Raw genomic sequence first — 12603 nt, 5'->3', positions numbered from 1 at the left:
CCCGCGGAGCGGGTACCACATCGCTGCGCGATGTGCAAGCGAACCACCGCGCTGCGCGCGGTGGTTGCGCTCCCGCTCCGCGTGAGCGCTCCTGCCCGGCTGCGCCGGGCAGTCCACCGGCCTTGCTGCGCAAGGCCGGTGACGCTCCGTCCGCTGCGCTCCCGGAGCACGGGGCCTACGGCCCCCCAAGGGCGGCCTACGCTGCGCTCCAGCCACCTCAGGGCGCTCCGCGCCCCGAAGGCCGGCCCCGCTGCGCGGTGCGACCAACGGGCCTTCGGCCCAGGCAGCAAGGAGAGGGGGGTGCCGCAGTTCGTTGTTCTCGGTAAGGGCCCCGTCACCTATGGACCTTGGCGTGGACCGCGTCTCTACTTGCTGCGGGCCCCCGCGTATGGCGGTGCCGAGGTCATTGCCTCGGGGGCGCAGCACTTGGACCGGCGGTCGAGCAAGGCAGGGAAGTGTGGCGCGTGAGCGGGCTGCATAAGTCTAAGCCCGCATACCACTGCGCAACTGGCTTGGCTGGCCGAGATGATCAGGCGGACGAGCGGCCGGTGATGCCTGGCAGGGTCGTTGTCCTGATCCGGCGGTAGGTCCTGAAGCCGTACATGGTCAGCGCTGCCCAGATGACGGTACTGACCATAGGCCACCACAGGTCCCGGCCCTGATCGCCCTGGATGAGATTGACGGTCCCGTTCACCGCCCAGCTGACCGCGAGAACAAGTGCCGCCCACCTGGCCCATCGCCACATCCGCATCGTTCCGCGGGCACGGGTTTCCTGTGAGCTCCGGTCATCCTGTCGAAGTCGTGTGCCATCCATACCTACTCGCCTACCCCCTGACCGCTCCTTGCCTCCTCGCCCTTGGGAGAGGGCTTGAAAGGGAGGGTCTCGCGGTGCGTCAGGCGTGGGCGTGGCGTGTTGCAGTCGCCTTCCGTGGTGCGGCGTGGTGCGCGGGGCGTCGCTCGCCTGTGGCCTGGAGGCGCTGCAGCCACAGGGAGGCTGCGAGCAGGAGGCCGCTGAAGACTGCCAGGAGAAGGGCGGACACCCACATCTGTCGGCTGCCGGGCGACTGCCAGGCGGTCCAGGCGGTCAGTACCGCCCACAGCAGGACGCCACCTGCGTAGAAGGTGCGGACCCGGCGCAACTGCCGCACAGCTCGCACGGACATGACGCGATCAGTCTTGGATGCCATGCCGGCCCGTGTACCCCGGTGCAGGCTGTTCAACGGAGTTGATCGGGTTGGCTCTCCGGTTGCTTCTCATGCTTACTGCTGAGCGCGTTCCTCGAAGTCCCGGCGCACGGTTGCGCCTTGGTCCTCGACCAGGCCTGCCTCGTCGGGGAGGTCCAGGACGGCGCCGCAGTGGTTGCACAGTTTTCCGTCCTCGGCCGGCGTGCCGCACGCCTTGCAGAACCGGTTGCCTCGGTTGTTCTCGGTCTTCTGTTCCATGATCTCTCCCGGATGGTGGGCAGTGATGACTTCGGAGTACCCGTGGTTTCCGTGTCGATTCTCTGAGGTAGCTGCTTCATTTTTTGGCTGCGATAGACTTTGGGATCAGGTGGCTCTGACTCTGTGAGGCGGGTGATCCGTCGCAGGTTGTCCAGCTCGTCGGAGAGGAATCGGATGGCTGCGAAAGGACTTCGTCCTCATCAGCGTGAAGCCGTGGACGCGGTTGTCCGAGCGCTGGAATTCTCTGCACGATGCACTGTGCCCGAGCGGGGTCTGCGGACCCAGGTGGTCATGGCGACCGGATCGGGCAAGACCCTTGTCGCCGTGCGTAGCGCGGAGGAGTTGCAGGCAGGCCGTGTGCTGGTGCTCGTGCCGTCGCTGGACCTGCTCGCCCAGACCGAGGCCGCCTGGCGTGAGGGCGGGCGTACGGGGCCGATGATCGGGGTCTCGTCCTTGCAGGGGCCGGAGGTGTCTTTTCCGAACACCACGGACGTGGAGGAGTTGGTCGCCTGGGTCCGCCCGCTCGCGAAGGTGACAGTATTCGCCACGTATGCCTCGCTCGGACTGGGCACGTTGGAGCGTGCGCACGCTGTCGGCCTTCCGGGGTGGTCGCTGATCGTCGTGGACGAGGCGCACAGGGTTTCGGGTCGGATCGGCAGGCCGTGGGCGGTCGTCCATGACAACACCCGCATCCCCGCCCTGCGCCGCCTGTACATGACTGCCACTCCGAGGCTGTGGCGACTCGGTGAGGACACCGAGGCAGAACTGGGCGCACCGGGTGAGCTGGTCGCGAGCATGGAAGACTCTTCCGACTCGCCTTTCGGCAGCCGTTGCTACACGCTGACGCTGTCGGAGGCGATCGACCGGGGGATCTGCGCCCCGTACCAGGTGGTGTGCCTTGATATCACCGACGCTCGGCTCCAGGCGGCGCAGCTGCTGGGCGTGGAGGGTCGCTCGGACCAGGTGCGTGGGGCGCGGCTCGCCGCTTTGCAGACGGCGCTGGTGAAGGCCTCGGCCGAGGAGGGCTTTTGTCGGACGCTGGTCTTCCACCACCAGGTGAAGGAGGCCGAAGCGTTCGCGGCCGGCCTTCCCCGCGTCGCCGGCCGGTTGCACGCCGCGGATCCTGGGCTGTATCCGCGTGATGTGTGGGCGGATTGGCTGTGCGGCGAGCACAAGCCGCTTTACCGGCGCCGGGTCTTGGACGGGTTCTCACGGGGGGTCGCTGCTGACGGCACGGTTGTGGAGAAGTCGTTCCTCGGGTCCGTGCGGGTGCTCGGCGAAGGCATCGATACCTCCCGCTGTGACTCGGTGTACTTCGCGGACGTCCGCGGTTCCATGCCTGACCTCGTTCAGGCTGTCGGCCGTGCCTTGCGTATTCGGCCGGGCGAGGGCAAGGTCGCCTCACTCGTGGTACCTGTGCTTCTCGGGCCTGGTGAGACGGCCGACAGTATGCTCACTTCCCGCGCTTACGGCGGACTCGCCAAGCTCCTCGAGGCGCTGCGGGCACATGACTCCCGCGTGGTGGAAGCACTCGCCGAGGCGCAAGCGCGCAGCCGTGTCAGTGGCGTACGGACTCGCCTGGGCAGCGGCCGGGGTGGAGACGAGGTCAGTGACGGAAGTGATCGGCTGTCGGTTCCGGCTCGGGAGCTGCTGAAGTTCTCCGCTCCCCGTGATCCCGCGCAGCTGGCCGCCTTCATCAACCTCCGTGTGCTCGATCCCGAGCAGGCCCACTGGCGGCGCGGTATCGAAGCCGCCGCTCTCTACCACCGCTATCACGGTGACCTGCGGGTGCCCGTCACCTACCGCGTCCCGGTCGGCGGCCAGGAGGCGCAGGGGGAAGGGTGGCCGGCCACGCTCGCCGCGTTCCCGCTGGGGCAGTGGGTGGCCGATGCTCGACGGACCTATGTGCGCGGCACCATGGATTCCGGCCGGGTGACGCAACTGGAGCGGTTGGGGATGGTCTGGTCGCACTACGACGTCGCCTGGGAAGAGGGTCTCGCCGCAGCCCGCGGATGGGCGGCCGAGAACGGGCACCTCGCAGCACCGACCGACGCCGTCTACGGGGGTTATCGCGTAGGGCTGTATCTGAAGAACGCGCGGGCCGCGGCTCGGCGTGCAGCTGTCAATGAGGAGCGGGAGGCTGAGGGGCTGCCGGTTCAGTTCGCGGTTGGCGCACTGTCGGAGGAACGGCGTGAGCAGCTGGACGAGATCGACCCCGCCTGGTGCCCTGCCTGGCCGGTGGACTGGCAACGCTGCTTCCACCTCGTTAGGGAGCACCTCCAGGCCGGCGGTCGGTTGCCCACGGCGCCGGGCATGGTTGTGCACCAGGGCGAGGACCTTGGGCGGTGGGTGCGGGCTCAGCGTTTTGGCTGGGGCAAGCTCACCGCCGTGCAGCAGTGGATGCTGGAGCACATTTTAGGGATCGAGCCCGCTGCCCCGGACGAGAAACCCAAGCCGCGGCGCTCCCAGGCCGACAAGTGGGCGCTCCACCTCGCCGCCGCTACGCAGTACTACGAGCGTGAGGGGCACCTGCGGGTACCGAGGAAGCACATCGAGAGGATCGTCGACTCGGGCCAGGAGGAGCAGCAGCTGCGGCTCGGTGCGTGGATCGGCAACCAGCGGAGCAGGGCCGCGACGTTGTCCCCGGAGCGCGTAGAGCAGCTCTCCGCGATCGGCATGCGATGGACCTGCTTGTGAGCAGGGCTGGTCCCGGCCTCTTTGGGGCGTACGTACTGCGTACCTGAGGCGTTCTTTTTGGGTACGGGGTGCGTACGATCAGGCGCTCGCGCGGACGATGAGCCGGGTCGGCAGGATCAGGGGGGTGGGGTCCTGGCCGTTGATCAGTGTGAGGAGCATGCGTGCCGTCTCCTGGCCTAGTGCTCGGACGGGCTGGTGGACGGTGGTCAGGGGTGGGTCGGCGATGCGGGCGACGGTGAGGTCGTCGAACCCGGCCACCGCGATGTCGTCCGGTACGGTCCGGCCGGCTGCCCGTAGGGTGCGCAGGGCTCCCGCTGCCATGTTGTCGTTGGCGGCGAACACGGCGTCGAGGTCGGCGTGGCGCGACAGCAGTGCGGCCATGCCGGCGGCGCCGCTGGGTTCGGTGAAGTCGCCTTCCTGTGGCGGCAGCGGCTCGAGTCCGGCGCTCAGCATGGCGTCCCGGTAGCCGCGGAGGCGGGCGCGGCCGGCCTCGGTGTCCAGTCGTCCGCAGAGGGTGGCGACTCGTCTGCGGCCGTGGGCGAGGAGGTATTCGGTCGCCTCGCGGGCCCCGCCGGTGTTGTCGACGTCGACGTAGTGGCGGGGGGCGGGGCCGATCGGTCGGCCGCCGAAGACGACGGGCATGTCGGCTTCTTCGGCGAGCCGGGCCAGCGGGTCGTCCTCGCGCAGCGCCATCAGCATGACGCCGTCGGCGCCCCGGCGCCGCATGAGTTCCTCCACCCGTTTGCGGCCCCGGTCGGAGGCGGCCAGGCACAGCATCAGGTGCAGGTCGGCCTCCTCGAGGGCGGCCGAGGCGCCCACGATCACCTCGGTGAAGAAGGGGTCCGCGAAGATCGAGGGGTCTTCTCCGGAGACGACCAGGGCGGCGGCTCCTGTCTGGCGGGTGGCCAGGGCGCGGGCGGTGGGGTGGGGGACGTAGCCGAGCAGGCGTACTGCCCGCTGGACCGCCTCGCGCTTGGCGCGGCTGACGTGGGGGGCGTTGTTGAGGGCCCGGGAGGCCACGGAGCGGGAGACGCCGGCGTGTTGGGCGACCTCGTCGAGGGTGGGGTGCCGTCGTGACGGACCTGTTGGCATCGGTCGCTGCCCTTTCGGCGTCGGTCGTCGGCCGTCGGCGGGGCCGGCGGCACTGAGCTTGGATGGCTGGAAACGCTTCCAGTTCTGATGACTTTAGGGTGTGGATCGTGGGCTGGGAAGAGTCGCGGGGAGCCGCGTGTGGTTGTGAACTGGGGTGTGTGTGACGGGTCTTGACAGCTCTGGGGGCTCGCCACACGATACCTACCACGCCCCGGAGCTCCCTCGACGGTGCTGGAACCGCTTCCAAATGGGAGCGCTCCCAAGGTCGGGGGCAGACCCGTGGGCGGGGTACTCCCGGCCGGAGAGCCGCCGTCCGGGGCGCCGTTCCACCGCACCTGACCAGCGCGTCGTACGCCCCGGACGAGGCGTGCGCGCGTCCCTGCCAGGAAATCGAGGTACGTCATGCGCCGCAGACTCCGCGCCCTGGTGGCAGGGTTGATCGCCCTGCCGCTGGCGCTCGCCGTCGCACCGTCCGCCCACGCCGCGGACCCGACCGGCATGACCAGCGGGTTCTACGTGGACCCCGACTCCAGCGCCAAGCGGTGGGCCGCCGCCAATCCCGGCGACGGCCGGGCGTCCGCGATCAACTCCGCGATCGCGAACACCCCGATGGCCCGCTGGTTCGGCTCCTGGAGCGGCAGCATCGGCACCGCCACGGGGGCGTACGCGGGGGCCGCGGACGCGCGGGACAAGCTGCCCCTGCTCGTCGCCTACAACATCTACAACCGCGACTACTGCGGCGGGCACTCGGCCGGCGGGGCCTCCTCGGCGTCCGCGTACGCGACGTGGATCGCGCAGTTCGCGGGCGGCATCGCGAGCCGCCCGGCCGTGGTGCTCCTCGAACCCGACTCCCTCGGCGACTACGGCTGCATGACACAGGCTCAGATCAGCGAGCGGCAGGGCATGTTGAGCGGTGCGCTCGGCCAGTTCGCCCGCCAGGCACCCAACACCTGGGTCTACCTGGACGCCGGCAACCCGGGCTGGGCGAGCGCCGCGACGATGGCCCAGCGCCTCAACGACGCCGGTCTGCGCCAGGCCCACGGCTTCTCCCTCAACATCTCCAACTACTTCACCACGGCGGAGAACACCGCCTACGGCAATGCCGTGAACAGCGCACTGAGCGCCCGCTACGGGTACACCAAGCCGTTCGTCGTGGACACCAGCCGCAACGGCAACGGCTCCAACGGGCAGTGGTGCAATCCGTCGGGCCGCCGCATCGGCACACCCACGCAGCTCGGGGGCGGCGCCGAGATGCTGCTGTGGATCAAGACGCCCGGCGAGTCCGACGGCAACTGCGGCGTGGGCGCCGGGTCCTCGGCCGGGCAGTTCCTCCCCGAGGTGGCCTACAAGATGATCTACGGCTACTGACGCGCCCCCCTCGCGCACCTTCACTCTCACCCGTCGATCAGGAGCAGTCATGACAGCACGCAGTCCGGGACGCGGCACGGCCGCAGTCGTCGCCGCCCTCGCCGCCTGCCTGGCGCTCACCGCCACGCAGGCGGCGGCCGCCTCGGACACGGGCGGTGCCGCCCCGGGCCGGGGGGAGGTCACCCCGGCCACCCGGTTCTACGTGGATCCGCACAGCAAGGCGGCGAAGCAGGCGGTCGCCGACCTGCGCGGCGGGGACGTCGAGGACGCCGTGAACATGGCGAAGCTGGCAAGCTGGCCCCAGGCCACCTGGTTCACCGAGGGCACACCCCAGGAGGTGCGGGCCGGGGTGAGCACACTGGTCCGGCGGGCCGGGGCCGTGCACCGGACCCCGGTCCTGGTGGCGTACAACGTCCCGGGGCGGGACTGCTCGCAGTACTCCAGCGGCGGGGCCGCGTCCTCGGTGGCCTACCGGCAGTGGATCGACGCGTTCGCCGCCGGGATCGGCGACCGCAGCGCGGTCGTCGTCGTGGAACCCGACGGGCTGGCGCTGTTGCCCAAGGACTGCGGGCCGGCCACCGACCCGACCGGCGAGCTCACGGCCACCCGCGTCGCCGACCTCGCGTACGCCGTGAAGACCCTCAAGGCGCGGCCGCGCACGGCCGTCTACCTGGACGCGGGGAACGTGCAGTGGCGGGCGGTCGGGGACATCGCCCAGCGGCTGCTGGACGCCGGGGTCCGCCAGGGCGACGGCTTCTCGCTCAACGTGTCCAACACCCACCCCACCGACCACAACGCCCGGTACGGCACCTGGATCGCCGAGTGCATGTGGTATGCCACCGAGGGGCCCGCGCCGGCCCGCGGCCACACCGACTGGTGCGCCAGCCAGTACTACTCGGCGGCCGCCCCCAACGACGGCACGCCCGGCAACAGCGTCGACTCCGCCGACCCCGCCACCTGGCGGTGGACGGACGCCTGGTTCGACCAGAACGCGGGCACGCCGCCGGCCACCGCGCTGAGCCACTTCGTCATCGACACCAGCCGCAACGGCCTGGGCGCCTGGACACCGGAGCCCGGCAAGTACAGCGGCGACCCGGAGCCCTGGTGCAACGCCCCCGGCCGCGGTCTCGGCCCGCGGCCCACCGCCGACACCGGGGTGCCGCTCGCCGACGCCTACCTGTGGATCAAGGTGCCCGGCGAGTCCGACGGCAGCTGCACCCGCGGCACCGGCGGCACCGTCGACCCCGAGTACGGGATCGTCGACCCGCCCGCCGGCGCCTGGTGGCCCGACCAGGTCCACGGCCTGGCCCGCAACGCGGCACCGCGGCTGACCTTCAACCGCTGACACCGACCTCCCGGGGGGCCGGGCCCGCTCGGCTCCCCGGGACCACGGCAGCGTGATCTCTCGCCGGTTGACTGTCCACGGAGGGGCGGCGACGGTGGTGGCAGGCGGGTCGCAGGTCCGCGGTCAGAGGAAGCCGATCGTCGGCGTCCTGCGTGTCACGGCGTTGGACCGTTCGGCCGGGTGCCGGCGGGCATCACTGTCGCCTGCACCTGGGAGGCGGCAGCTGTCAGCAGGAGGTGGATGGCGAATCGGACGGCATTCCCCGTTGTGCTGACGTCCAAGTGCTGCAGCATGAGCGTGAGCCAAGTAAGGGAGCCGACCACGACCGCGAGATGGTTGCCGCGGAGCGTGAGCAGCCTGAGGGTCGCCCACAGGGCGAACGGGTAGAGGACGATGACTGACGCGTCGACGGCCCAGTAGTAGGGAACGCCGGCGAGGGGGTTGCGCTCGTCGTCTGCTGCGGTCAGGTGATCGAGCCACGCCTCCAGGGCTTCGAGAAGTTTCCATGATGCGAGGGTGACGACCGACACGGCTGTGGCGGTTTTCGCGGCGCGTGTCAGGTAGGCCATGCCTCGATCGTCTTCGGTCGTCGAGTGGTCCGGTATCCGTACGGATACTCAGAGCCTCGGTGGTGTTGAACCGTCAAGGGTCTCGAGCAGGCGCTCGTACGCCGGCTTCGGCCGTAGGGTCGTGTCCCACGGCAGGGAGTCGGCCGGGCGCGGGGGGTAGGTCTTGATGTCGGCCGTGGAGCCGTACCGGTCGGTGAATCCCCAGGTGGAGAACGATGTGCAGTTCGGCTCCTGCAGGCAGACCCGCAGTTTGCCCGCCATCTCCTCGGCCTGGGTCTGCCGTCCGTCCTCCTCGTCCTCGCCCAGGGGGACGTCCATCTCCGACACCCGTGCCTGGAGCCCGAGTTCGGCCAGGTCCCGCACGTGGGCGCGGAAGGTCTCCGGGTCGGTGCGGTCGGCGGGTGCGTACTCGTGGTTCTGGAAGCCCACGCCGTCGATCGGTACGCCGCGTTCCTTGAGCCGTCTGACCAGATCGTAGAGGGCGTCCCAGCGCTCGCCTTCCTCCTCGATGCCGTACTCGTTGAGGAACAGCCGTGCGTTCGGGTCGGCGCGGTGGGCGGCCTTGAACGCCTCGTCGATGTACTCCTCCCCCATGGCCTCGAACCACGGGCTCTGCTCGGAGCGCAGACCGAGGTCCCCGTCGGTGTAGCTCTCGTCGTCGTCGGACATGGGCTCGTTGACCACATCCCATTCCGCGACCTCGCCCTTGAAGTGCCCGGCGACCGCGGCGATGTGCCGGAGCATGGTCCGGCGCACCTCCTCGGCGTCGTCGTTCTCCCGCATCCAGTGGGGCAGAGCCTCGTGCCAGACGAGGGTGTGCGCGTGCACCTTCATGTGGTTCGCGCGGGCGAAGCGTACGAGCAGGTCCGCGTCGCGGAAGTCGTAGACGTCCGGGCGCGGGTGGAGGAACTGTGGCTTGAACGCGTTCTCCGGAGTGAGCATGGAGAACTGGCTTCCCGCGAGGGCCCGGTAGCGTGAGTCGGTGAGCAGCGGGTTCTCGGCCAGGGCGGTGCCGACGTCGAACGGCCGCCCCACGTCTGCGGCCCGCGCACGCAGCGAGTCCTCGGGCTGCTCCTGGCGCAGCTGCGGCGCCTTGATCACGCGCAGCGCGTCACCGCTCTCCGCCCGCGCGGTCAGCCGTGTCAGACGCCAGCCCTCGCGGCGCTCGTCGTCGCCGGCGTCCGCCTCCAGACCGAACCAGACCGTGCCCTCGGCGAAGACCCCCGGGTCCTGCACGGTTCCCAGCCGCCGCCCGTCGGCCTTCACGCGGAAGGTGTCACCGATGCTCGACACGGTGAGGGTGACCGTCCCGGAGCAGCCGCAGTCGAACTCCCTGGAGGTGGCCGGTTCGTCGCTCGCGCCGTCCCATATCTGTACCTTCACGTGTCCGTCGGCGGTCACGCCGACGCGGAGTGAGGGCCGCTCCTGCCGCCACTCGTCGTAGATGACCGGTACCTGTCCGTACAGCCGCAGCCATGAGGCGCCGTCGTGGTCGCCCACACCGGACATGCGCGCGGTGACGGTGAAGTCGCCGTCGGACCTGAGATGCGGGCCGGCCAGGTTCAGCGGGGGGTTGGGCCGGCCGCCGGAGGCGTCCTGCTCCACGATGCGCCGATCCAATGCGCTGACCTGCAGGATGCCGTGGCGCGCGGTGGTGCCCGGCATCTGCGTCCAGTCGTGGTTGCGCAGCAGGTCTTCGCCGCCGCCGTCCGCGCTCTGGCCCTGCCCCGTGCACCCGGCTGCCACCGCCATGACGAGCAGCACGGCGGTCAGCCGCTGCCACGTCCCCCCACCGAGGTCCACGCTCTGTCCCCCTTTGTTGTCCGAGACGGGGTCAACGTCTCGGGAGCGGGCCACAGTTCATCACACCTGAGGTACGGCGCCTCGTGGGGCACGTTCCGGCTCGTGCGGCGGAGCGGGCCGCGCCGCCCGCGCCCGGGGTGCCGTCCGCGTACGCGGTGGTCCTGCGGCTGGCGGGCCCGGGCAGGGCTGCTACCCGCAGGATCCCGTGTGGGGTGCGGGGCCGGTCAGGCGATGGTGATGTCGTCGGCCAGGAACACGGTCGACAGGTAGGTGTCCTCGGTGCCGGCGAACTCCAGCTTCACCGTCCGGCCCTTGAAGGCGGACAGGTCGATGCTCTTTCCGGACGTACGCGGAGCTCGCGTCGGCGTTGGAGTAGGTGGCCAGCGTGGTGCCGTTGGCCTTGACCTTGAGGGTGTCGTAGGCGGCGTCTCTGGACGCCGCCTACGGCGACTACGACACCGCCGCCCGGCGCCTCACCGACACCGCCGACCGCCTGCGCCACCTCCCCCTCGAACGCGGCAGGACCCTGCTGGCGCTCAGCCACACCGAACGGCGCGGACGCCGACGCGCCAGCGCCCGCGCCGCCGCGCAGAGCGCCGCCGACCTCTTCACCGCCCACCAGGCACACCCGTGGACCCGGACCGCCGCGCACACCCTCGCCCGGCTGCAGGACGCCCCCGCAGGCACCATCGACCCCCGGCTCACCTCCGCCGAACAACGCTGCGCCGAACTGGCCGCCGCCGGAGCGAGCAACCGCGACATCGCCACCGCCCTCACCGTCAGCATCAAGACGGTCGAGGCCACCCTCACCCGTGTCTACCGCAAACTCGGCCTGACCTCACGCATACAGCTCGTCCACACCTTCACCCAGGCACGCGAGTGAGGACCTTTCGCGCCCGCTGCTCGCCCGCACACGTATCAGGGCCTCCCGGTATGCCGGGAGGCCCTGATACGTGTGTGCGGGTCAGCCGACGACGGTCCAGGTGTCGCCGCCCGCCAGCAGCGCGGCGAGGTCGCCCTTGCCGTACTGCTCGACCGCGGTGTCGAGCTGGTCGGCCATCAACGTGTCGTAGACGGGCCGGTCCACCGAGCGGAACACGCCGATGGGGGTGTGGTGCAGCGTGTCGGGGTCGGCCAGCCGGGACAGCGCGAACGCCGTGGTGGGCGTGGCCGCGTGGGCGTCGTGGACGAGGACGTCGGCCTCGTTGTCCGGGGTCACGGTGACCACCTCCAGGTCTCCGGTCACGCGGTCGCGTACGACGCCGCGCGCGCCGTCCGCGCCGAAGCGGACCGGCTTGCCGTGCTCCAGGCGGATCACGGCTTCCTCGGCGGTCTGTTTGTCCTTGAGGGCGTCGAAGGCGCCGTCGTTGAAGATGTTGCAGTTCTGGTAGATCTCGATGAGCGCGGTGCCGGGGTGGGCGGCGGCCTGGCGCAGCGTCTCGGTGAGGTGCTTGCGGTCGGAGTCGACGGTGCGGGCGACGAAGGACGCCTCGGCGCCGAGGGCGAGGGAGACCGGGTTGAAGGGCGCGTCCAGCGACCCCATCGGCGTCGACTTGGTGATCTTGCCGACCTCGGAGGTGGGCGAGTACTGGCCCTTGGTCAGGCCGTAGATGCGGTTGTTGAACAGCAGGATCTTGAGGTTGACGTTGCGGCGCAGGGCGTGGATGAGGTGGTTGCCGCCGATGGACAGCGCGTCGCCGTCACCGGTGACGACCCACACCGACAGGTCGGTTCGGGAGGCGGCCAGGCCGGTGGCGATGGCGGGGGCGCGGCCGTGGATGGAGTGCATCCCGTAGGTGTTCATGTAGTACGGGAAGCGGGAGGAGCAGCCGATCCCGGAGACGAAGACGATGTTCTCGCGGGCCAGACCCAGTTCGGGCATGAAGCCCTGCACGGCGGCCAGGATCGCGTAGTCGCCGCAGCCCGGGCACCAGCGCACTTCCTGGTCGGACTTGAAGTCCTTGGCGGTCAGCTTGAGGTCAGTTGCCACGGGACGCCTCCTCCAGCACGCGGGCCAGCTGCTCGGCCTTGAACGGCATGCCGTTGATCTGGGTGAAGGACACCACGTCGACGAGGTACCTGGCACGCAGGAGTGTCGCCAGCTGTCCCATGTTCATCTCGGGTACGACAACCCGCTCGTACCGGGCGAGAACCTCGCCGAGGTTGTGCGGGAAGGGGTTGAGGTGGCGCAGGTGGGCCTGCGCGATGGATTCCCCGGCCGTGCGCAGCCGGCGTACCGCGGCGGTGATGGGCCCGTAGGTGGAGCCCCAGCCCAGGACCAGGGTGC

The 12603-nt window shown here is 70.2% G+C and carries 10 protein-coding genes and 1 pseudogene; 4 read left to right on the top strand and 7 right to left on the bottom strand.

Going from position 1 to position 12603, the window contains the following annotated elements:
* Positions 1-893: 893 nt before the first annotated feature.
* Both E4U92_RS34365 and E4U92_RS34360 read right to left on the bottom strand, forming a co-directional pair.
* Positions 894-1163 (bottom strand): hypothetical protein, encoded by a 270-nt coding sequence (locus E4U92_RS34365; RefSeq protein ID WP_229863673.1) that lies wholly within the window; start codon positions 1161-1163, stop codon positions 894-896.
* A 96-nt stretch (positions 1164-1259) separates the two neighbouring features.
* Positions 1260-1442: a double zinc ribbon domain-containing protein gene (locus E4U92_RS34360; protein ID WP_137304375.1), complete on the bottom strand. Its 183-nt coding sequence runs from the start codon at positions 1440-1442 to the stop codon at positions 1260-1262.
* Between the two features lie 174 nt (positions 1443-1616).
* On the opposite strand from E4U92_RS34360, the gene E4U92_RS34355 reads away from it, so the two are divergent.
* Positions 1617-4139, top strand: coding sequence for a DEAD/DEAH box helicase (locus tag E4U92_RS34355; protein ID WP_137304374.1), 2523 nt, complete (start codon positions 1617-1619; stop codon positions 4137-4139).
* A gap of 78 nt (positions 4140-4217) precedes the next feature.
* Here E4U92_RS34355 and E4U92_RS34350 read toward each other — a convergent pair whose 3' ends face one another.
* Complete coding sequence (locus tag E4U92_RS34350; RefSeq protein WP_137304373.1) at positions 4218-5231, bottom strand: LacI family DNA-binding transcriptional regulator; 1014 nt, start codon at positions 5229-5231, stop codon at positions 4218-4220.
* 402 nt (positions 5232-5633) lie between these two features.
* On the opposite strand from E4U92_RS34350, the gene E4U92_RS34345 reads away from it, so the two are divergent.
* A complete protein-coding gene (locus tag E4U92_RS34345; RefSeq protein ID WP_137304372.1) occupies positions 5634-6599 on the top strand; it encodes a glycoside hydrolase family 6 protein in 966 nt (321 codons plus the stop codon).
* 49 nt (positions 6600-6648) lie between these two features.
* Positions 6649-7944: a glycoside hydrolase family 6 protein gene (locus E4U92_RS34340; protein ID WP_137304371.1), complete on the top strand. Its 1296-nt coding sequence runs from the start codon at positions 6649-6651 to the stop codon at positions 7942-7944.
* Positions 7945-8099: 155 nt separating this feature from the next.
* Here the strand turns inward: E4U92_RS34340 and E4U92_RS34335 are convergent, their stop codons facing one another.
* Together E4U92_RS34335 and E4U92_RS34330 are read right to left on the bottom strand one after the other, a co-directional pair.
* On the bottom strand, positions 8100-8513 hold the full coding sequence (locus tag E4U92_RS34335; protein ID WP_137304370.1) for a hypothetical protein: 414 nt from the start codon (positions 8511-8513) through the stop codon (positions 8100-8102).
* 48 nt (positions 8514-8561) lie between these two features.
* Entirely contained in the window at positions 8562-10316 is a 1755-nt protein-coding gene (locus E4U92_RS34330; protein ID WP_137304369.1) for an endo-1,4-beta-xylanase, read from the bottom strand.
* 430 nt (positions 10317-10746) lie between these two features.
* Here E4U92_RS34330 and E4U92_RS37185 point away from each other — a divergent pair, with 430 nt between their 5' ends.
* The gene (locus E4U92_RS37185; RefSeq protein WP_137304377.1) at positions 10747-11199 is read left to right on the top strand and encodes a helix-turn-helix transcriptional regulator; all 453 of its coding nucleotides are present in this window, start codon (positions 10747-10749) and stop codon (positions 11197-11199) included.
* Between the two features lie 81 nt (positions 11200-11280).
* Here E4U92_RS37185 and E4U92_RS34315 read toward each other — a convergent pair whose 3' ends face one another.
* Positions 11281-12306: a 2-oxoacid:ferredoxin oxidoreductase subunit beta gene (locus tag E4U92_RS34315; RefSeq protein WP_137304368.1), complete on the bottom strand. Its 1026-nt coding sequence runs from the start codon at positions 12304-12306 to the stop codon at positions 11281-11283.
* Positions 12296-12603: pseudogene (locus tag E4U92_RS34310) on the bottom strand (2-oxoacid:acceptor oxidoreductase subunit alpha); the annotation flags it as partial. The gene E4U92_RS34315 and the pseudogene E4U92_RS34310, both read right to left, overlap by 11 nt.

It is taken from the genome of Streptomyces galbus (genome assembly GCF_005280195.1).
GTDB lineage: Bacteria > Actinomycetota > Actinomycetes > Streptomycetales > Streptomycetaceae > Streptomyces > Streptomyces galbus.
The sequence above is the reverse complement of the archived record's forward strand: the minus strand, read 5'-3'. Positions and strand labels throughout refer to the sequence as shown.